The 22647-nt window shown below is 48.3% G+C and carries 18 protein-coding genes; 4 read left to right on the forward strand and 14 right to left on the reverse strand.

Annotated elements, in window-relative coordinates:
- Positions 1–67: 67 nt before the first annotated feature.
- A complete protein-coding gene (locus MKX75_RS19355; protein WP_076333299.1) occupies positions 68–790 on the forward strand; it encodes a hypothetical protein in 723 nt (240 codons plus the stop codon).
- Positions 791–1067: 277 nt separating this feature from the next.
- Here the strand turns inward: MKX75_RS19355 and MKX75_RS19360 are convergent, their stop codons facing one another.
- From MKX75_RS19360 to MKX75_RS19385, 6 genes are all read right to left on the reverse strand, one after another.
- Positions 1068–2111: a cell wall hydrolase gene (locus MKX75_RS19360; RefSeq protein WP_339166451.1), complete on the reverse strand. Its 1044-nt coding sequence runs from the start codon at positions 2109–2111 to the stop codon at positions 1068–1070.
- A gap of 278 nt (positions 2112–2389) precedes the next feature.
- Positions 2390–3607, reverse strand: coding sequence for an MFS transporter (locus tag MKX75_RS19365; RefSeq protein WP_036614537.1), 1218 nt, complete (start codon positions 3605–3607; stop codon positions 2390–2392).
- Positions 3608–3720: 113 nt separating this feature from the next.
- A complete protein-coding gene (locus MKX75_RS19370; RefSeq protein ID WP_036674932.1) occupies positions 3721–4536 on the reverse strand; it encodes a carbohydrate ABC transporter permease in 816 nt (271 codons plus the stop codon).
- Between the two features lie 49 nt (positions 4537–4585).
- Positions 4586–5458, reverse strand: coding sequence for a sugar ABC transporter permease (locus MKX75_RS19375; protein WP_127545502.1), 873 nt, complete (start codon positions 5456–5458; stop codon positions 4586–4588).
- Between the two features lie 3 nt (positions 5459–5461).
- Positions 5462–6736, reverse strand: coding sequence for an extracellular solute-binding protein (locus tag MKX75_RS19380; RefSeq protein ID WP_339166452.1), 1275 nt, complete (start codon positions 6734–6736; stop codon positions 5462–5464).
- A gap of 228 nt (positions 6737–6964) precedes the next feature.
- Positions 6965–8149, reverse strand: coding sequence for an LLM class flavin-dependent oxidoreductase (locus MKX75_RS19385; RefSeq protein WP_339170523.1), 1185 nt, complete (start codon positions 8147–8149; stop codon positions 6965–6967).
- A gap of 512 nt (positions 8150–8661) precedes the next feature.
- On the opposite strand from MKX75_RS19385, the gene MKX75_RS19390 reads away from it, so the two are divergent.
- Positions 8662–9534, forward strand: coding sequence for an AraC family transcriptional regulator (locus tag MKX75_RS19390; protein WP_339166453.1), 873 nt, complete (start codon positions 8662–8664; stop codon positions 9532–9534).
- Positions 9535–9788: 254 nt separating this feature from the next.
- On the opposite strand, the gene MKX75_RS19395 is transcribed toward MKX75_RS19390, so the two are convergent.
- The 6 genes from MKX75_RS19395 to MKX75_RS19420 all read right to left on the reverse strand — a co-directional run bounded on the left by MKX75_RS19395 (position 9789) and on the right by MKX75_RS19420 (position 18207).
- Entirely contained in the window at positions 9789–10712 is a 924-nt protein-coding gene (locus MKX75_RS19395) for a hypothetical protein (protein WP_339166454.1), read from the reverse strand.
- Positions 10713–10720: 8 nt separating this feature from the next.
- Entirely contained in the window at positions 10721–12088 is a 1368-nt protein-coding gene (locus tag MKX75_RS19400; RefSeq protein WP_091028694.1) for a nucleotide sugar dehydrogenase, read from the reverse strand.
- 155 nt (positions 12089–12243) lie between these two features.
- A complete protein-coding gene (locus tag MKX75_RS19405; protein ID WP_036674925.1) occupies positions 12244–13047 on the reverse strand; it encodes a response regulator in 804 nt (267 codons plus the stop codon).
- A 276-nt stretch (positions 13048–13323) separates the two neighbouring features.
- A complete protein-coding gene (locus tag MKX75_RS19410; protein WP_175623795.1) occupies positions 13324–14724 on the reverse strand; it encodes a glycosyltransferase in 1401 nt (466 codons plus the stop codon).
- Between the two features lie 22 nt (positions 14725–14746).
- Positions 14747–15955, reverse strand: coding sequence for a HEAT repeat domain-containing protein (locus MKX75_RS19415; RefSeq protein ID WP_062835339.1), 1209 nt, complete (start codon positions 15953–15955; stop codon positions 14747–14749).
- A gap of 26 nt (positions 15956–15981) precedes the next feature.
- The gene (locus MKX75_RS19420) at positions 15982–18207 is read right to left on the reverse strand and encodes a hypothetical protein (protein WP_339166455.1); all 2226 of its coding nucleotides are present in this window, start codon (positions 18205–18207) and stop codon (positions 15982–15984) included.
- Between the two features lie 856 nt (positions 18208–19063).
- Here MKX75_RS19420 and MKX75_RS19425 point away from each other — a divergent pair.
- Entirely contained in the window at positions 19064–20308 is a 1245-nt protein-coding gene (locus MKX75_RS19425) for a DNA polymerase IV (RefSeq protein WP_062835341.1), read from the forward strand.
- Positions 20305–20646, forward strand: a complete 342-nt coding sequence (locus tag MKX75_RS19430) for a YolD-like family protein (protein WP_339166456.1) — start codon at positions 20305–20307, stop codon at positions 20644–20646. Before MKX75_RS19425 ends, MKX75_RS19430 begins: the two co-directional genes overlap by 4 nt.
- Before the next feature lie 229 nt (positions 20647–20875).
- Here the strand turns inward: MKX75_RS19430 and glsA are convergent, their stop codons facing one another.
- Both glsA and MKX75_RS19440 read right to left on the reverse strand, forming a co-directional pair.
- Positions 20876–21817, reverse strand: a complete 942-nt coding sequence (gene glsA, locus MKX75_RS19435) for a glutaminase A (RefSeq protein ID WP_339166458.1) — start codon at positions 21815–21817, stop codon at positions 20876–20878.
- Between the two features lie 133 nt (positions 21818–21950).
- Positions 21951–22433, reverse strand: coding sequence for a GNAT family N-acetyltransferase (locus tag MKX75_RS19440; RefSeq protein ID WP_062835345.1), 483 nt, complete (start codon positions 22431–22433; stop codon positions 21951–21953).
- Positions 22434–22647: the final 214 nt, after the last annotated feature.

A 22647-nucleotide genomic window follows, 5' to 3' on the forward strand; every position in this document is an offset into this window, starting at 1 on the left:
TGGTAAATACTAGTTTATCATATAATAGATTCAAAAAAAATACTTCTTAGGAAAATGGAGGAATATTATGAATTTAAAGAAAATTATCACCCCACTTATCGCAGTCGCTCTCATCTTTTCAAGTGGAAATTCTGTTATGGCAGCACAGGAGAACCCAGACTATGACACAAGCAAATACACTATTGTAAAAAAATATGATGACACTAATTTAGACACTTTCGGCATCCAATCAGTTAACGAAACTCTTCCTAAAGTCGATTTAGAAGTTTCCGATGATTCAGAAAATTTCAACTATAAACTTTTAGAGAACACCACTCGTCCTTTGTACGATCTTCAAAACAAAGAAACAGGCGAAATTGTCACTCAATATGCTACAGATGTATCACTTCAAGCAACAAATGGTCAACTTTCTAGCAACAATACATTCAGAGAATTTAACATGAAAGTATATGGAACTGTATATTATATCTTCACAGGGAAGAATGGTAATTACGTCACTATAGATAAAGTATCTTTTAGATGGGAAAACAATGGTCGTACACCAGGTACTAAGGATCATAGTATTTCAGTGCAACAGTTTGGAGCTTCAGAAAATATTGCAAAAGTTAATCAGAATAAATCAGTAGACTTTAAATTGGTGAGCCATGGCACAGTACTTGTAAGAGAATGGAACTGGACACCAGTGTTTGCAAGCTACGACGGATCATCAGTAGCTGTAGATTTTAAGGCTGTTGCAGTTGATGCCATTGGTGGAACAACTCCAATTAACTGGGTTTTAAGAGTATACTAAACTGCTAAATAAGTATAGACCTCTTTTGAAAAGAGGTCTTTTTTACTACTTATAAAGAATGAAGAAATTCTCATTATTATTTCAACTAATTTCTTTTCATCAAAAACCGCAATAATTCCTTAACAACATTCAACAACCAGCATGCTCTATATTTTTTTCCAATCTTATGATGCAATTCAACTTAAAATACACTCATGTTATCATTTTTTTACTTAATTAATCATCAAAATCATAGATATAGATTTGAAATCGCTTATTATGATTTTACTTTAATACATCATCTCGTAAAATCATGCTGCCCAATGGTTAGTAGCGTCGGCCTGCTCTTACTCCATACTGAAGTGGCAATCTTCGGATTGTAATAATACAGCGCTCCATTCGTCGGATCAACGCCATTTAATGCTTTGCGTGCTGCCTTATAAGAGGTTGCCGTTGGCTTTGTATTGAACTGCCCATCGTCTATAGCCGTGAACTGCCCTTTCTGGAAGATGACCTTCGAGATCGATGACGGGAATAAATCCGAATGCACACGATTCATGACAACCGCTCCTACAGCGACCTGCCCTTCAAAAGATTCGCCGCGCGCTTCACCATGGATCAGCTTCGCCAACTGACGTAGTGTTTCTCCTTCGGCTTTGGCCTTTTTGTTCAGTCTGTTCAGCGTCGCGGGACCTGCAACGCCGTCTGCACTCAGTCCCTGCGCCTGCTGGAACTTGCGTACAGCGCCTTTGGTAATCGTACCGTAATATCCGGTCAATCCGGCGTCAAAGTATCCCAGGTCGCTCAATTGTTCCTGCAATTGCAGCACATGTTCACTGCGAACACCCTGTTCCAGCTTCTGTGCTCCCGCAGAAGGCGCTGCCACGGTCAATCCCAGTGTCAATGCGCAGGCACCGAGAAGCATGCTGACCCGTCCTGCTCTTTTACCAGCGGCTTTCCCCTTTCCATGCGTGACTTTCCGACTGACCGTGATAGGCACCATCGTGTCATCAATCGTCCGCACATCAGATCCTTCATTCGTACTACCAGCTTTAATCCGTGCATCCTCGCTCTCTGTGTACTCCATATTTTTCGTAATCGTCATGTTATTCATCATATTGGTGACCTCCGTCTCTTTCATGGGTTTACTTTCATCCACAACATACACATCATACAGTCCGTTCATCTCACTCAGTTCATTACTGTTCTTATGGCGGTACGTTACATGTATGTCGTTATTCTTATGTGCACGCACCATGTCAATCACAGCATGGTTTCCATCTATGCTATTCACGCGAGTCTTTTCATTCATTTGTGCCATCTGGTTATACTTTTTCATCATGCCATTAACCTCCACTTTTCTGAATCCAGATCCCGTATCTTCCTCCTGAATCCTCACGGCTCTACATCCCGAGTGTCATTATAGGATATAGAAAAAATGAAGTCTATCGGACCGATGACGCAGTGGAAAACCGACGCTGAACATAGCAAAAAGAGGCATGAGCCCATGGTCACACCATGGTCATGCCCCTTCTTGTATCAACCTTATACCGCTTGTCCAACCCGTTATTTCCGTAGGCAGGCAGACCCGTACAAAAGTTGCGTTGTATTTATTGACAATTACTCAGCAAGTTCCTGACCCTTCGTTTCCCGGCCCCAGAACAGTACAGCCGCTGCGCCAATGAGGATCGTCACGAAGAAAATCGTGAAAATCAGGCTGATTGCCACTTCGCGCTGAACCAGCATACCGACCATTAATGGAGCCAGTACACCACCGATCCGACCAACCGATGTGGCAAGTCCAACACCTGTCGAACGAACGGAAGTTGGATACAATTCCGGGCTGTAGGCGTACAGACCACCCCAAGCTCCCAGATTGAAGAAGGAAAGACAGATTCCCGCGGTCAGGATTGTGGCTTCTGTTGTAGCCAATCCGAACGCAATCGCACTGAATGCAGTCAAGGTAAGGTACACAACCAGTACGAATTTTCGACCGTAACGTTCAATGAAGTACGCCGCGGTGAAGTAACCTGGCAACTGTGCGATCGTCATGATCAGAACGTATTGAAAGCTTTTAACCAACGTAAATCCTTTTGCCATCACAACCGAAGGCAGCCACAGGAACATTCCATAATAAGAGAAAATGACGGTAAACCACAAAATCCAGAGCATCAACGTTGTACGGCGATGTGGTGCTGACCAGACGGTAGCCACTTTCTCGCGGAACGTGATTTTATGAAGCTTGGTATGATTCTTGTATCGTGGCGGGTCCTGAATAGCACGACGCAGATACAATGCGTAGAACGCCGGAAGTGCACCAATGGCAAAGGCAATTCTCCATCCGTACTCCGGGATAACAAAGTTCGCAATGAGTGCTGATACAATCCAGCCCCCTGCCCAGAAACTTTCCAATAATACAACGGCACGTCCACGTTCCGCTGTAGGCATCGACTCCGATACCAGTGTAGATGCCACGGGCAACTCGCCGCCAAGTCCGATACCTGCAACCAGACGCAGTGCACACAATACGGCGAATCCGGTCGCAAGTGCTGATAGACCGCTTGCAATCGTAAAGATTAGCAAGGTCCACATCAGAATGGCCTTCCGTCCAAAACGGTCCGCAAGTGCACCTGCAAGCAAAGCACCGAGCGCCATACCGATCGAGTTAATACTCGTAAGCACGCCGACTTGTCCGGGACTGAGACTCCATTCCTTGGCCAGTGCAGCCACGATAAAGGAGATCATACCGACTTCCATCGCATCAAACAGCCAGCTCATGCCGGCACTGAACAGCAGCTTGCGCTGCTTGGGATTCCGCAATACTTCCAGTTTGCTCATCACTTATAGCTCCCTTGATCTCTATGTAGTCATTCTGACACTAAATCATTATTATGCAGAATGCTCCAGAAATCAATGCAAAATAAGCTTTTCCTTCCGATTTCTGCGATACCTCACCCCTTGAGTGAACCCGCTGTCAGACCTGCAACAAAGTATCGCTGGAGCAGAAGGAACAACGCGATCATCGGAATGGCCGTTACCAGCACACCCGTAAGCATCATCGGATAGTTCGTCACGTATTCCCCCCGGAACTGCATAAGCGCGAGCGGTAACGTGAGCTTGGACTTACTGCTGAGCATCAGCATCGGAATAAGCAAATCATTCCAGACCATGACGAGCAGGAACGTAGCTGTTGCCGCCAGTGAAGGTGCAGCGAGTGGCAGTGCAATCCTCGTATAGAGTCTCCACTCGCTGGCCCCATCCATACTGCCCGCTTCCAGAATCTCCGAATTGAGCATACGCATGAAGCCTGTCAGCATGAACACAGAGACAGGCATCAGCATCGCAGCGGATACGACAATCAGGCCCGTTAGACTGTCCGACCACCCAAGTGTACGCGTAAGGGAATAGATCGGCAGCATACTCACCTGGGAAGGAACGATCAACCCTGCTACGAACAGAGCAAATACAATTTTGCCTACACTGCCGCCCCAGCGGACAATGGCGTAAGCAATCATGCTGCTCAGCAATAACTCAATGGCAACTGTACCAAGGGTCACGACCAGACTGTTCCCAAAATATTGCCACATCGGCTGATTGCGGAACATGCCAGTAATGTTATCCCACGTAAACGGGTCCGGCCAGCTGAACGGACTGGTGAAGAAGTTGCTGCTTGTTTTGAACGAGGATACAAATACAAAGTACAGCGGCACCAGGATCAGCAGCGCGTACACCAATAGGATCAGGCGATTAAACCATTTTAAAAACATGTGAACTCCCTTCTGCCTCGATTGCAGGATGAATGCTCCAGCATCAACCTTAATAGCTTACCCGGTCGGCACGCAGTGCCTTGAACTGCAACAGCGTCAAGAGCGCGAGCAACACCAGGAAGATCATGGAACCGGCAGAAGCCAGACCAAATGAATAGCTGCCAAAGGCGGTATGATAGATATATGTTGTCAAAATTTCAGTTGCGTAGTTCGGGCCTCCGTCCGTCATTGTGAAAATGAGGTCAAATGCCTTGAACGACTGAATGGTCGTATAGGCCACAACAATCGTTGCCGAAGGTGCCAGCAGCGGCCAAGTCACGGTACGGAATACCTGCCATTTGCTGCCGCCGTCCATACGAGCCGCTTCATACAGTTCTGCCGGAATGCCTTGCAGACCTGCGATGAATACAATCATCATCTGGCCGGCATGGGCCCATACCTGTACCGCAGCGATGGAATAGATGGCGATCTTCGGATCACCAATCCAGTTACGAGCGATGCCGCTCATCCCGGCTTCATTCAGTCCATAGTTGATCAAACCAATCGATGGATCATACATAAATGCCCAGATCAGTCCGACCGATACGGAGGACAGAATCGCAGGCAGGAAATATAATGCCCGAAGCACAATGCGTGTCTTGGTATTGCGTACCAGGAGCAGGGCCAGGACAAGCGAAATAAAGGTTTGTGCAATAACAACCGTTAACATGAACTCCACGTTATTGCCAAAGGCTTTGCGGAATACGATGCTGCTGAGACTGTCCTTGTAATTATCCAGCCCTACAAATGCATACGACGGGGATACCCCGTCCCAATCCGTAAAGGAGTAGAACAGCCCCGTCAATGTAGGAAATACGAACAATCCAACGTACAGCAGCAACCCGGGGATCAGAAACAGGGATAGCTGAAGACGGTTTTTCATCGTTTATTTCCCGATATGCTGATCAATGATCGCTTGTGCCTGCTGTGCTGCTTCTTCTGGAGAAGTGCCGCTCAGTACAGCCTGAATGGAGTTGGTTACTGCTTTTTGGTTATCTCCGTTCAGAATGGTGAACCGTGGCTGGAACACGGTCTTTTTGGTTGCCCATTCTCCGGCTACCTGAAGCTCAGGCGTATCGTACTTCACATCATTCACCGTTACATTCTGTCCCGTCTGGTTGGCATACTCGCTCGCTACTTCCGGGTTGCTCAGGAACTCGAGAAACTTCTTCGCTTCTTCCGGATGTTTCGATTTGCTGTTCACCGCGAGCATGAATGTGGTCGTATGCACTCCTTCATACTTCGCTTGATCTGCGCTTACTGTAATCGGTGCAAGCAGTTTTTGCTCCAGATTAGGATTCTGCTGCTTGTTCTGAGCCAATTGATATGATCCACTTGCGAGCATCGCTGCTTTCTCTTGAATAAACAGTGCGCCAGCCGCAGGGTCCTTCGTACCCAGTGCATCTTGCTGGAAGTAACCTTTATCGTTAAGTTCCTTGATTTGAGTCAACGTTTTCACCCAGAACTCATCCGTTAGTTTGGCTTCGCCAGCTTCCACTTTGGTAAAAATGTCGTCACTCGGTGCATTGTTCATCACCATCGTATTCATGAATTGCCCTGGGCCAATGTCCGCTCCGGCAAAGGCAATCGGAATGATGCCATTGTCTTTCAGCTTCTGGCAAAGTGCCAGGAAACCTTCCCAATCGGTCGGTGGCGTCAGGCCGTATTGTTCAAACAGTTTCACATTATAGATAGGATCGTTATATACGAGTTGATACGGGATCGCATATTGCTTGCCATCATGCTGTCCTGATTCAATCAGCTTCGAATTGTAGGCCGACAGGAACGATGATCCGCTCAGGTCCGTGAACAAGCCTGCTTTGGTGAAAGCTTCGAACTGTGCACCCGGGAAAGATGCAAATACATCTCCTACCGAACCGTCACTGATTTTGGATTGTACGGTGGACTGGTATTGATCAGAGGGCAGTGTCTGCATCTCCACGTTAATGTTCGGGTTTTCTTTTTCAAATGCGTCAATGGTCTTGTTGAGTGCCTCTACATCTTCTCCACGCCAGTGCATGAAGCTGATCGTAACCTTGCCTGAACCCGAGGAGCCGTTCTCTCCAGATGACGCGTTATCCCCGCCGCCGCAAGCCGACAGCAGGATAGACATCACCAGCATACTGACGAGCGGCAGGATCAATTTTTTATTTTTTTTCATGAAAGACGACCTCCTGAGGATGATTAATGTAAGTTGCACGAAAGTTTTTACACGGGGCACTCCGAGTGCAGTACCATCTTCCGATCGCTGTTATCCCCGGATTTTTTGAATCATTTTTTTAATGGTTAAAATTCGGGGATAAAGGCGAGCGCTCCGCTTCTTCAGATCGGTTCTGCCCTCTCCGTTAAAGTGTAAAAAAAGGGGCACTTACTTAGAGTTGGTAGTAACTTAGTTAGTAGTAACGGAATGCTGCTTCTGTCTTGTTTTCCATTTCTCGCGAATGATAGGCATCACGGTCCGTCCGAAGATTTCGGCCTCTTCCAGATGCGGGTAACCGGATAGAATGAAAGTTGTAACACCCAGATCTCCATACTCCATCAGACGTTCTGCGACCTGTTCTGCTGTACCTACAATAAGGATCGCACCGCCGGAACGCACAACGGACAAGCCTGTCCACAGGTTGGGACCTACGACAAACTGCTGCTTCTCGGACAGTTCACGTAACTCGTTTTGTCTGCGTTGGTTGGTTGCATCCGTTTCGGCAAAAGCGGCTTTGGCTTTCTCAATCGCTTCTGGTGGTACTTTGCTGATAATCTCCCAAGCTGCTGCCCATGCTTCTTCCTCGGTATCCCGAATGAGTACCTGAGCACGCATGCCATAACGGAGCTGACGATCTTGTCCGGTTTCCTCTTTCACCTGCTGACGGATGACCTCAATCTCTTCGATCTGCTCCTGAATCCAGTCATGAGGCTCGCCCCACATGAGGAACGTATCCGCATGTTCAACAGCGACCTTCTTGGCAATCGGTGAACTTCCTCCCAGATAGAATGGTGGATGCGGATTTTGCACCGTCTCCGGCATACCTACCGGTCCCTTGAAGTTGTAATACTGGCCGTTGAATTCAGGATTGGGATCGCTGGGAGCATCTGCACCAGATTTTGAACCACTTCCGGCAAACTCCGTCAGATTCAGTCCCGTCGATTGGGTCCATGAACGCTTCATGACTTCCATATACTCGCTCGCCCTCACATACCGTTCATCATGCGCATGTGCCAGTGGATCGCCGAGTTCCTCCAGATCACGAACAGAACTGCCTGTCACCACATTGATCATGGCACGACCACCAGATAGCTGATCTAATGCCGCTCCCATGCGTGCAGCGAGTACAGGTGTAACCAATCCCGGGCGAATGGCGACAAGGGGACGCAATGTCTTCGTGTGACTCATCACAGCCGAGCCAACTACCCATGCGTCCAGACAGGCTCCCCCTGTCGGAATCAGTACAAATTCGAATCCTGCCTTCTCCGCCGTCTGTGCCACATCGACCAGATACTCCAGACTCGGTTCCCGCTCCGGGGCAACCCCTACATACTTACCATCCCCTGCTGTAGGCAAAAACCATCCAAACTTCATTTCTTCCTGTTCGCTCACAAAAGTCAATCCCTTCTATGAATAAATAAAGTCTCATGTTAAAAATAAGATCACTGTTCTGCCACTCCGCCGTTCCGGTTACGAATCGTTCTTACGATCACTGTTATCTCCAGATTTTTTGATTCCCTTTTCAAAGGGAAAATCCGGAGATAAAGGTGAACACTACGTTTCTTCAGAATCGATTTCGTCCCCTCCACTACGTTTGCACTCGTTTAAAACTTATTTTTAAAGTGTGCCTAATTTCTAATTCCTTTTCAAAGTACGCATCCAAATGCCGATTAATTAACTTGGTTTAATAGGTATGGACATCATATCAATTGATTTGTCTGTGATCAATGTCATTTCGCGGCAATTTTATTTTGTCATTTTGTGGTCTTTTCTCAGATTTAGGTCTTCCTGATCTTGAATATGTATAAAACCCACCTGTATAATAGGTTATAAGTGAAAATTTTAAAATGTACAAACGATACTTATACAATAAAGAGGTGTTCCTGATGACCGAGAGCATGAAGGAGGACCACCATGAGTTTTTGGATATTATTTTCTTCACTCCATCTGAATTCGAGAAAGCTGGTGGCGCCTGGCCGATTCGCATTGGCCGCAACATAGCCAAGACCAACTATCATATTGGCCCTCGTACCACACCTTATCATTATTTGCTATTTGTGCTGGAGGGGGAAGGTACATTCATACAGAACGGACAGCGTCATGCCCTTCGAGCCAGGGATGCGTTCTGTCTATTTCCGCATGTTACCCATGAGTACTGGACGGACCCGGAAGACACGTTGCAGAAAATATTTATTGCCTTTGACGGTACACATGCAGCCGAACTGCTATCCCGAATTGGACTTACACCCGACTCACCGTATCGTTCAGGTGTACTGACGCCGGAGACTGCAAGCGCCATGCGCTCGTTCATGGAGGATGTTCGCAAACCGCAGGACGGAGCGAGCGATCTGGGACGACTCACCCGGTTTCTAAGTCTTTTTGACCGGATTGCTCGTTCCCCCGCAACCAAAGGATTGCAACCGGATTCAGCCACACCTTGGCTTCAGAAAGGCAAGGAATACATGGATATTCATTTTGCAGGCGGTATCTCCGTGGAAGGTGTGTCTGCTCATGCGGGTGTGGATCGAACCCATTTTACCAAACAGTTCCGCAAAGCCTATGGTCTATCTCCTGTGCAATATATCCAGCAATTGAAAATGACCCAGGCCAAACGTCTGCTCGTGCAGACGCCGCTAAGCTTAACCGAAGTGGCTCATTCCGTAGGTTACCCGGACTTGTTCTCTTTCTCCAAAGCGTTCAAAAAGCAAGTCGGGCTGCCGCCCAATCGCTATCGTACAGCGGAGAGTACGAAAGAATAAGGGAGCGACCTTTCGCTCCCCAGCCTATACTCCATGCCTCATGCACCACGCCTAGTACGGTTGTGTAAAATGTCGCCTCTACCAAATAAAAATGGACTTCTGAGTTTCATATCCTGCACATCATACCTTGCAAAATCCATTACTGAATCCACCAACAAAAAAGGCAAGCCCCTTAACCCGGGACTTGCCTTCTTTCTATACTATAGTCTTGACGCACGTACTTGAAACCATGAACTTTTTACGTTGACGTAACGCTATTCCTTCTCCTCATCCTTACGTGCAAGCGGAATGCCATTCTCCTTCGCATACCATGCTTCATAATGATGCACAGCCACACCTGCAAAAGAAGAATGAGAGGAACCTAGATCAAACACCTTCGCCATCTCTTCATTCATGTTGCTAACCGGTTTACGGAAAAAGGTCAGGTGATCCCCCTCGTGTGTATCCGCGAGTTCCGCTCCGATCCAGACTTTCTTGCCGAGATCATCCGCTTCGTCCAGTTCTTCCTTGGACAGATCATACATCTGCTGCCCACTGTCCCGATAAGCCATAATGGCCACCGCATCGAAGTGGGAGATCACCCAGCGACTGAATGTACCATCACTTTCAGCAGACTGACGGGCATCAAGCCAGAACGGAATGGCAGCGCTCATGTAGAGTCCGGCATCCTCGCCGGCTTTTGTCCAGGCCTTCATGTTGTTCTGCCACTCTGCAATGACGCTACTTTCCTCGTTCTCCCAGCGCTTCAGCTGATATGGCTCCACATCCAGTTGAATGCCCTGGAAGCGTTCATTCTTGGCGGAAGCTGCATTGTATGCTCGTACTCGCTCGATAAAAGCAAGTCCTTCATCCCGCTTTTCCTCATAGGCCCAATCTGCATGACCGTTAAGTCCATGCACTTCAATCTCAGCCTGCCCTGCAGCCGCAATGAATTTGCGGTATGTTGCGTCAGGCACCTCATCCTGGATTTGCAGGAAGATGGTATCCACGCCCTGTTCTTTGGAAAAAGCAATAATCTCAGGCGTCTGCTCCGCAATAATGGACGCGTCCCACAGCCAGGTCGCTTTGTGTTCCTCCGTCGTGAACCATTTGAACATCCAGGACAGAAGCAGCAGGCACAATACCACAGCCAGAATGGCCCATTTCGCCATACCCACCAGCTTGCCCCGTTGCCTCATATATTTCCTCAGACGAGCAACGCTTCACTTGGTTCAAGCACAGGATGCTGTACCGAGTGACCAATCTTGTAGATGTGCGGATGTGTGTACGAACGGAATGCATTACGAGTATCCAGAATCGGCACACCCATCTCGGCAATATCAAAGTAAGGCAAATCGCTGTGGTTGGTGATCAGCACGATGCAATCGTACTTCTTGAACTGTTCCAGATTGAACACTTCGCTGTGTACGGTCTCGCCATGCTTGTCCTGGAAGGAATCTGCATGTGGATCGTAGTAGCTTACGTTAGCTCCACTTTCCTTGAACAGTTCATATACTTCCAGTCCTGGTGATTCACGCAGGTCGGCAATATTCGGTTTGTACGACATACCGAGGAGCAGAATATTGGATTTACGTACGGATTTAGCGTATTCGTTCAGAATCGTTGACGTTTTGTTCAACACATAATATGGCATGTTGTCATTAGTGGATTGCGCCAGCTCAATAAATTTGCTATAGAAACGGAAACCTTTGGCCTTCCATGACAGGTACATCGGATCAAGTGGAATGCAGTGTCCACCGATGCCTGGGCCTGGATAGAATGGCATGAAACCAAATGGTTTCGTCGCCGCCGCGTCAATAACTTCCCAGATATCGATGCCCATGCGATCGCACATCATCGCCATTTCATTTACAAAGGCAATGTTCACGCTGCGGAATGTGTTCTCCAGCAGTTTGGACATCTCAGCCACTTTTGGTGAAGATACCGGTACTACGGTTTCTACGTATTTGCTATACAGTGCTGTTCCGAGCTTCAAGCAAGCTTCGGTCGTACCCCCGATGACTTTCGGCGTATTAAATGTTGTGAAACGTCCGTTCGACGGGTCTACACGTTCAGGCGAGAAGCAGAGGAAATAGTCTTTACCTGCTTCTTGTCCGATCTTGTCCAGCTGCTGCTGGATCAGTTCTTCGGTTGTACCTGGATAAGTAGTGCTCTCCAGCGTAATCAGCATACCTGGTTTCATATGCAGTTTGATCTGATCCACAACCGTCTCGATGTAAGACGTATCCGGGTCCTGATTCTCACTAAGCGGTGTTGGTACGCAGATACTAAGTGCGTCGATCACGCGTAACATACTGTAATCCGTTGTTGGCTGGAAACGACCGCTTTGCATTACTTTTTTCAACTCATCGGACGAAATATCGTGAATATAGGAATCTCCTTGATAGATACTTTCTACTTTGGACGCATCCAGATCAATTCCGATTACCGTGAAACCTTGATTGACCATTTCCACAGCAAGTGGAAGTCCTACGTAACCGAGCCCGACAACGCCGAGTACAGCTTCTTTATTTTCAATCGCATTCAGTAATGTGTGGAATTGTTGATTCTCCATGATATTCCCTCCGGGTAGTGTATTTTGATGGTGCTTAAAATCCATGTAAATAGATGGTTGTCTGTGCTCTAAATGTTGCTCTAATCTATCTGATTCATAGTGTCAAAAAAGCTCTTACTTTGCACTTCACACAATCAGTTGTTCCAAGCTGTCTTCTAGTGCAGGCAACGTCTGATTCGGGCATCCAGCTCTACAGGCGAGAACGGTTTGGTCATGTAATCATCCACGCCGCTGCGGAAACATTGACTGATCGTCTGTTCGACACGTTGCTCGGTCAACACGACAATTTTGGGTGGCTGCTCCATCTCCAGATTCTGAATATGATGGATGAACGGCAGACCGTCGATGCCATACAGATTCAGCTCCGTGAGCACCAAGTCCGGTGTAACTTTCTCGATCAACTCCAGTGCAGCCAATCCATCCACGGCTTCATAGGTCTCGTAGCCCTGCATTTTCAGTCGCAGCTGCAGGAATTCGCGTACCGTCGGATCGTTGTCCACAATCAAAATACGTTCCGGCTCGTCCGCCGTATTGTCCAGCGTGTAAATATGAATCTCCGACGAATCTACGAGCTTCGAGGATTCAGCCATATGCTGAATAGTTGCCTTCGAAGGGCGCTCCCCTTCCGGGAAACTGGCCAGTGTAATCTGTGGATCGGCACCGGGTACAGTCTCTTGCAACTCATGTTTGATCCGAAGTCCTTCATAATGAACTTCATCCAGTGACAAACCTGGCAGCAGGACGGCAATCGCCTGGGTAGCCCCATCCTTCCACACCTGGAAGGCAGACTCACTCGTTTGCTCCAGATGTGTCCTGACCTGCTGCTCAGGTTGAGAGTTTCCTGCACAATGGATGAACATTAAGCCGCATGTTTCGGCACCCGTTTCCTTCAATCCCTGTTCTACACTTCGGTACACATTAACGGCAGCCTCACGCTGCAATGTCGCCGTATTTGGCATGTTCTTTTCCACCCTTCTCCTCGATTATCTATATAAGTCCAAAAAATATTATTTACACTGACACTCCGATGACAGAACAGCCTTTCGATCACTGTTATCCCCAGATTTTTTGATTCCTTTATACAAGGGGAAATCCGGGGATAAAGGTATGCTTTCGATGCAGCTTTCTTTCAGAAAGCTTTTAGGTGCACGCTTCGCTTCTTCAGGCTTTTTCTGCCCTCTCCGTTATCGTGTAAATGTCTAGTTGGACATATAATTGCTTTGATTATTCTTTACTTAAGCAGCTTCGCTTGTTTTCTTCTCATCCTCGGACCAGCTTTGGCGTGTCATGGTACCCCATGAGTTGTTGTTTTGCATGAACTGCACATGTCCCTGCAATCTCCACAGTACGCCCAGCTGGTGGTAGCCGACGAATTTCAGCGCAGAGTAGACCAGCATTTTCACCAGATCGGAGAGCTTGTTGTAACGTTTGAAAGCAATCTCTTCCAGGACAAGTGCGCCTACACTCAGCAGATAACCACTCACGAAGTTCAATAGTCCGAACAGAACCAGAATCGGCCATTGCGTCATATCCAGAAGCACATATCCGGCGAGAGCCAGAAGTCCGGTAATCCGGAAGTACGGGTTCAGCGCTTCAAAAATAACGTTGTATGGCATGGTCACCATACCCATAACCTTATATTTCGGATTGAACAGCATGCCGCGATTCTCCAGCATGTTCTTCAGGTTCCCACGGCCCCAGCGCTTGCGCTGACTGGACAAGATCCGGTAGGAATCCGGTGCCTGCGTCCAGCATACGGCCTCAGGACAGAAGGCAACACGGTACTTCAATTTGTTTTCCAACATGTACCGGTGAAGCTTGATGATGATGTTCATGTCTTCCCCAGGATAACCATCCCGGTATCCACCCACGGCGATAACAGCGTCCTTACGGAACATGCCGAAGGCACCAGAGACAATGATCAGACCGTTCATGTGACTCCAGCCAATCCGTCCGCCCAGAAAGGCTTTGAGATATTCAATGGACTGGAACATGGGCCAGATTTTGCGTGGCAGCGACACATCTTGCACTGCCCCGTTTTCAATTTTGCAGCCATTGGCGATCCTTACATCTCCACCGATGGCTACTGTCTCTTCCGGATTCTCCATATACATGCGTGCCATGCGGATCAGGGCATCCTTCTCCAGCAACGAATCGGCATCGATGGAAGAGATCAACGGATAATGGGACAGGTTGATCCCGGCATTGAGGGAATCGGCCTTCCCGCCGTTTTCCTTGTCAATAACATACAGATCCGGGAACTCCGGATTGTGGTAAATCCCGCGAATTTTCTGACAGGCGATCTTGCCCCGAATTTTCGTATTGGGTACCGGCTTCAGGCGATATTCTTCCAACAAGATCTTCAGCGTGGCATCGCTGGAGCCATCATTGACGACAATGACTTCATATGTTGGATAATTCAGCGTCATCAGGCAGTTCACATTTTCAATAATCGTCAGTTCCTCGTTGTACGCCGGTACCAGCAGAGATACCGAAGGCACCAGTTCCGAGCCTGACAATGTATTGTATTTGGAATAGTGCGACCGCCGGAAGATCGTCCAGATGTTACGGAACGATAAGGCCAGAATGGAAAAATAGAGCGTATTTACAAAAACAACATAGTAGATTGCGACCATGCCGTAGATTAATAATAGATCCCTAAGCAGTGTAATCCCCTCCTACCGTAGCGACACCTGTGCGTTTCTTGCTCGTTCTGTTCTCTCGGACAGGGCCAAAATAGCGATCGTACAGCAGTCTTTTTTTGTTATGTGCAATCATCTGCTCTACAGCTCTGTCATCGGTTCTCGTGTGCTGCATGGTACTCTCAATCTGCTGCATCGCAATCTCGCGCTCAGCACCTGTACCTTGCACCGCAGCCTGGCATAGTGCTTCGAATCCCGGTTCACCAAGCTTGCTCAGGCTCTCCGCACTGTTGTAGCGAACTCTCCAGTCTTCATCCCGTAGCGCTTTGCGCAGCAATGGAATGCTGCCAGAAGCATGTTTCGAACCGAGCGCTTGTACCACTTCGGCGCGAACTTCCGGGTCGGTATCCTGGATCAGCTTCAGAATCGTCTCATCCCGGAGTGCCGGACTTGCGCTAAGATACAGCTTCACTGCTTCGGCACGTACATCCTGATGTTCTGCGCCTACCAGTCTATCGAGTGCAGGCATCACTTCAGGTACAGCCTGTCCCCACATGGCAACCAGTCCGACTTTGACAAAATCAGGATTCCGGTCTTCCAGCAATTCGATTAGAATTCTGCTCGTATCCAGACTCGTTTCGAGCAGAATATCTGCTGCCAGATGGTGAATGGACTTGCCTTTCGTTAACAGCAACGCCAGCATGTCTTTCAGTTCACCTTGCCTGGTCGTACATCTGGAGATAGAACGACCGATCATAATGGCCATCGGGCCTGGCTTCTCATCCTTCAGCAATTCCATCAAGCCTGGAACAGCTTCGGGACAACGCATGCCACCCAAGCGATAAGCCGCATCAATCTGGCGACCGTAACGCAGACGGCCCAGTTCCTTCAGATCATGCTCTACGAATCCTGCTTCACGGCACAGTGTAATTAATTTGTCACGATATTCACCCTTGAACTGGTCGATCCATTCAATCAGTCTATCCTGAATGACTCTGCGTTCCAGCGGAGCCAGCTTGCCTGGTGGCAGTCTGAGCGGACTATTCTCGGTCAAGGCAGTTTGCAGATAGGTGAAGTAGTCACGCTGTTTCAATTCATAAAACGCCGTCTTGCGTCGTTTGCCGTTGTGGGACATTTTCATGGCAAACAATACGATGACGCCTACAACCACGAGTGCGATACAGATGTACAAAAACAGATAGGCCAAAGCCAAACTTGGAAACATGTGAAAAGGTCCTCCTTTATACTCATTTATTCGATCTGAAAACTAGGAATTTTTTCGTAGCTCTTCTTCATTTTGTCGTAGCTTAGCTTCAGCCGTTCACTATACTGCACCTGCTCCCAAGGCTGCCAGCTATATACCGGCAAAGTCTTCAGGTCCAGGGTCGTCTGTTCCCCCCCAGGCCAAGATACTTTCTTCGTGGCGCGATCCGTTAACCATGGAATCAGGGTAACGCCTTCCACAGCAACTGTGGAGAACTCACGTCCATTCTGGAGCGGTCCATAGTCGATCGCTTGCAGCGAACTCGGATCACCGAACCCGAGCAGCATCCAGGGAATTCGCATCTCTACCTGATTGCCGTTATACTGCCAAGCCGTTAATGAATCCGTATCGGGTTGGCCGGGAGCCGTCGTTCCCCGCTTCAATGTTCCGACCTTTTCATTCATGAACGGTTGAGCAGATCGGGTATCCGGCGGTGTCATCCTTAGGCTGACTGCCAGATTCCATGGGTTGAACGGATCTGTGGAATCCAACTGCTGATCTGGCAGCATATCGTATCCTTCCTTGCCGTACAGACGCTGATTAAAGTCATAATCCTTGGCGATCTCCACCTGAGATTCTTCATCCTGCCCCAGTGTAATCACCGTCTCAAGGCCATCACTGAGCGTCCGCCCCGGGAGTAACTTATCAGGCTGACTGCCTCCAGCAAGTGTATTTGTGCCAATTCGCAGCACTGTCTTAACCGGGTCAAACGGTTGATCCAAGGTCAGCCCAATATACAGATAGGCTTCATCATGAGTCATCTTCATCTCCTGAATGCCGTCCACTTGGCCCTGCCAGGTCGTGACCTCTTCATCCTTCAGATCATCCCAGTCATCCAGTGTTCCATCGATGGTTAACTGTTCCTGTTTACCGGGGTCCATGGCAAGCAGACCAAACATCTTCTCGTTTGTCAGCACGTTGAGCCAATATGCCCGGCGGTCAGCCGGAATTTCCAGTGGCATCGTGTTCCATGTTTTTTTGAACCACTCATCCTGCCACATGAATACAATCGCTCCCGAGTATCCTTCATCATAGATATCCTGCGTCAGGGACGCGTCAATATCTCCCTGCTCTACTTCGTTATGTCCACCCTGATTCCGGCCCCCCATACCCAGATGGGAAATGCCAAGAGAAGAGGGTACGCCATACTCTGTAATCATTACAGGCATATCGGAAAACTCGGCTTTGAGCTTGCGCAGATAACTTTTGTATGTGTTGTACTCACCGTTCTCATCCTTGATCGTTTGGAGCGTTTTATCGATATGGAACAGATCCGGGTAATACGGGTACACATGGTAGGCTGCAAAATATCCACCATCCCACGCCTCCGGCTGAATATGACGGGCATCTACACTCACGAGATCCTCTTCATACAGCGGCTCGCCGGGATGATCCAGCACATCGGTGGTTACCCAGTTGGTGAAGGTCATCGGATGCTCCCACCCATACTTCTTCTCCAGGACCGCCGTATGATCCAGTAGCTCTGCGAGCCAGTTCTCGAACGGTGATGCTTCTGGACTAGCCGAGAAATGAACTCCCTTGTACTGCGGTACGTCCGCATGTTTCGCGTTTGTATTGTCTACCATCGCCGGGTCCCACTCCGTACCCACATGCCAGGCCATCAGGTATTTTCCTGCATTCGTCTTGTATTTGCCGCTGGACTCTCCCTGCTTGGCAGGAATGTCCGCATCGCCATAGACAGCTGATACGGCCTTCTCAATCTCCTGCTTGAACGTCTGCTCAATATGCGCCGCATAGGCATCCTGCTTCTCAATCAGCTCTTCTTCAGGTGACCATATGCCCTGTATAAAATATAACGGTTGCTCGCGGCCGCGGTTATATTCGACCAATGCGGAGTAAAAAATCGGTTCGTGAATCGTATATACCCGAATTACATTGGCTCCCAGATCCTCGATCTGCTGGAACCACCGCAAGTAATCCTCTTTGGTCAGCGGGAATTCTCCCGGGTAATGCCCCGGTGAAGTTGCGCCCAGGTTGACACCTTTGACGAACATCTCCCTCCATGTTCCATCTGGCCCGTATTCCATGAACCGGTCTCCATCGGTCTTGAATTTCATCTCCGTGCCGTTCTCCGCTGTGTACGTAACGAGCTTGGGTTGCATATAGTGCCATCCGGCAAATATTCCACCGGTCATCACCACTGCTCCTGTCAACACCGTTAATAGCCAGCGTCTTCGTCTTTGTCTGCTCATGTCTTTAAATTGCTCACCTCTCTAATATGCATCCTGCTTCAACATCGAATGGTCCAACATGAAGTTTACGAATCTTTCCGCTTCGGATGTCCGCTTGGTAGAGATGTCAGCGGTGTAGTTCTCACTATAGCGCTAAGACTCTGCATTTGTAACTAGGCTGATGGAAGCAAACATGAAATGGAACATTCTGCCCATAATTCGTAAAAAGAGCCATCAACTAGCACCGGGACACCTCTCGGATATGTCTGATTCCCGAACACTAATATTTGCTGGAATCGCATAGTTTGGATACCCTGCTGATCTTGCAATTCTGGAACCTTTATTGTTATGTGCAACGCGGGTACAGGCAACGTTTGCCGTTTGAACACATACCCCATTAAACGCGAGTCATATTTTAAAGTTGCGGCCTATTTTACAGTATTAACCATAAAGATTACAAAATTGATACTATAGTCCGATAACGCATCAGCGATATTCCGCGTCACATCAAGGTTTTCTGAAAAATGCAGAAAATCAAAAAAGGACGTCAGTCCCCCTCTATAGGACTGTGCCCATTTATAAACCTTTTACAAAAAGCTAAATGAACTCCCGGTCATCACCCAGAGGTCACAGATCTCTCACATTAAATGTAAAAAAGCACATCTTATTTCCTAATTTCTGCCTCTTATAGAGCTAACCGATAATTGTGTCCAATTTGCAAAATAATTCCGGTTGCCGCATTTCGAATTGTCGGATATGCTTATAAAACAAGAACACTTGTTCCATACTGTAAATAAACTGTTAAATATCGATGTTCAAATGAACATAATCGACGCTAACAGATGAGCACAGCATCACGGATAAGGAGAGAAGTCTTATGCCCCGCCAAGACAGACGTGTCATCATGCTGGCCGACTGCCAGTCATTCTATGCCAGTGTGGAGAAGTCTGCACATCCCGAATACAAGGACCGCCCCCTCGTTGTCGCGGGAGATCCGGCGCGCCGTTCGGGTATTATTCTTGCGGCCTGTCCACTCGCCAAGTCCTATGGAATTACGACAGCAGAACGACTGGGCGAAGCACTCGCAAAATGCCCGGATGTTGTTGTCGTTCGCCCCCGGATGGCCGAATACATTCGGGTGTCCCTTCATATTACGCGCATCCTTCAGTCTTACACCGATCTGGTGGAACCCTATAGTATTGACGAACAGTTTCTCGATGTCACCGGAAGCCTGGATCTGTTCGGCAGTCCGGAGACGATTGCGCGCAGCATTCAATCCAGAGTGATGGATGAGACGGGTGTGTACATTCGAATCGGTATCAGTGATACCAAGGTCGTCAGTAAGATGGCTTGTGACCTGTATGCCAAAAAAGTCCCTGGTGGCATCTGCACGTTGCCTCGCAAAGATCTGCCGTCCACCATCTGGGAGAAGCCTGTGCGAGACATGTTCATGGTTGGTTCCCGTATGGCGCAGCATCTCTACAAGATGGGCGTCCATACGATTGGTGATCTGGCTCAGACCCCTCTATCCCGGCTGAGAGAACGTTGGGGTGTGAATGGAGAGGTACTGTGGCGTATCGCCCGCGGTATCGATGATTCCCCGGTCAAACCCGGGACATATGCTCATCAGCAGCAGGGTATCGGACATCAGATGACGCTGCCCCGGGACTATGACTCCTGGGAAGATATCAAAGTGGTACTGCTCGAACTGGCGGAACTCGTCAGTCGACGTTCCCGGGACAAATCACTCATGGGCCATGTGGTCTCGGTTGGATGTCGCGGACAGGATTATGATCGGCCAACCGGTTTCTCCCGCCAAATGAAGGTGAATGAACCCACCAACATTACGGATGAAGTATACGATGCGGCGGCAGCTCTGTTCCTGCGCCATTGGGACGGATTACCCATCCGCCGCATCAGCGTGTCATTGACCGGACTTGTACCTGATTCCGAAGTGCAGCTGTCCTGGTTCGATGACCGCGAACGCAAAAGAGAACTGGAACGTGCCACGGATGACATTAAGCGCAGGTACGGAGATACTGCCATTATGCGGGCATCCTCTCTCTGCTCGTCAGCCCAGGCCCAGGAACGTTCTCATAAAATTGGAGGTCATTATAAATGAGTAAAAAATTGCAGCAAAACGGGATCTTTGAATCCTCACGCATGATGCTCCCCGAACACCGGGAAGCCTACATTCTTCATCAGGAACAACTCGCTCCTCGCACCCGCCCATCTCTGGATGCCCAGGCCGCGGAAGAAATGTCCCGTCTGCTCAGCAACTCGATGATGCTTGGAGACATGGTCACCATTGCCGTGTTTCACGAACATGACGATATCCGTTACACTGGTCAAGTGCTTCGGCTGGACCGTCCTGCCCGTACCCTTAGACTACTGATGGAAGATGGGTCCCGGGATATTCAGATGAACCTCATTACAGATGTGGCCCTAGCCAATGACTGAATTAATAACTGAAGGTGTATATACCCACCTCGATGTTGTGGATGTTCCATGATAGATGCAGCATGGTCGTTACCATGCAGGACTGCCTTCCTACACATCCTGATGAATACCAAAAGCAGCCGACGAAACATATCCAGACCATTCACTTCGTTCAAAAGAAGCAAAATATCGGATACGTGATTCATCGGCTACATATGAGGGTAGGGATTCTTTTTAAAAGGAAAACTTTTTAGAAAAAGCTCCAGTCAAATTCCTTGGACAGACGCTCGAGCAGATGCACGCCGGCAATACTGTTGCCTTTGCGATTCAGAGCCGGGCCAACAAGACCAATGCCGAATTGTCCCGGTACGAGGGTCAAGATGCCTCCGGATACACCACTCTTGGCGGGCAAACCGACCTCGATGGCAAATTCGCCTGACGCATTGTACATACCACAGGTCGTCATGAAGGTTTTGGCAATCTGTACATAACGACGAGGAATGAGCTCGTTGCCCGTAATCGGATCTGTTCCATCATAAGCCAGAACGAGTGACATTCGCGCCAGATCAGCACAGGTAACTTCAATGGAGCAATGACGGAAATACACGGCGAGTACATCCTCCACGTCATCCTTGATTACACCGTTATGCTTCAGAAAATAACCAAGTGAACGGTTCAGATGACCGCTCTCCGATTCGGACTCGAATACCTCTTCGTTATAGCCCAGCTGATCATTATTCGCCAGCTTGCGGAAAAACTCCAGAATGCGGCGTGATTTCTCTTCCTTGCAGTCACCTCCGATCAGGGAGGACACTGTAATCGCACCCGCATTAATCAAGGGATTAAACGGAATTCCGGGTTCGACCAATTCAAGCTTGATCATCGAATCGTAATCGTCACCTGTAGGTTCTTTTCCTACATTAAAGAAGACCGCTTCTTCTCCATGATCCATCAGGGCCAGAATAAGGGTAAATACTTTGGAGATACTTTGCATCGTAAATGGAACACCGCAATCCCCTGCCGACACATGGTTCCCTTCGGCGTCCATGATATGTATACCAAGCTCATCCTGAGAGGCTTTGACAAGCTCCGGGATATAAGAAGCCACTTTACCCTGCCCGGTGTGCAGACGACTGGTTTCCAGCCACTCCGGCAGTAATGCATTCAGACGTTCCATGGTTGAATTGCTCATATGTCATCTCCTCCACATCTCTATATGTGCATCTTGCATGAAATGTAGATGGGTGAACTCCCATGATGATAATGAGCTCCATCCGTCTCATGCAAGATGCCCTATATATCTGATTACCCTTAGAACAGTTCTTTTACCGCTTCATTTGAAGATTTAACTCCAGGATCTCACCAGGAAGACCCTCGTAATCGCCTGTCCAGGTGGATACAAAGTTCTGTCTGGTTAAGATCTGGCGGGAAGCAGCATTAGACGGATCGATAACTGCATAGAGCGATCCAATCCCTGCGGCTTGTGCCTGGATAATCAACCGTGACGCTATGGATGTGCCTTGGCCTTGGCCCCAATGTTCAGGCAGGATCATGTAACCTATCTCAGCCCTGGTCGGGTCCTCCTGATCCGGAATCAATTTGGCATACGCTACACCGGCACCATCTTCACTAAATACCCGGTAATGTCCACAAGTGGAACGCTCATTAAAATCCAGCATGGATTCGAATTGTGTTCTTGCCTCTTGCTCTGGAATTGCACGTTCTGTAATTTGTTTCATTACTTCCATATTGGAAACCAATGCATAATAATCATCAAAATCAGGTTGTGTGTATTTAATGAACTTCATGATATGCCTCCTCTGGGGTACATAACTTGGTCTTAGTCTTTCTAGATTCACCTAGAGTATAACAGAAGCGAATGATGGAATGCACACAAGGCACCACGCTCGCTGGCAACCGGATAGTCCGATAGGCCAACAAGTTAGCAATCTGACAACTGTAGATACCAAAAAGCGGCCTCGTCTGGAGACCGCTCTGTTTACTTATATTATTTTAGAAGAT

This window comes from Paenibacillus sp. FSL R5-0341, from assembly GCF_037975235.1.
GTDB lineage: Bacteria > Bacillota > Bacilli > Paenibacillales > Paenibacillaceae > Paenibacillus > Paenibacillus amylolyticus_A.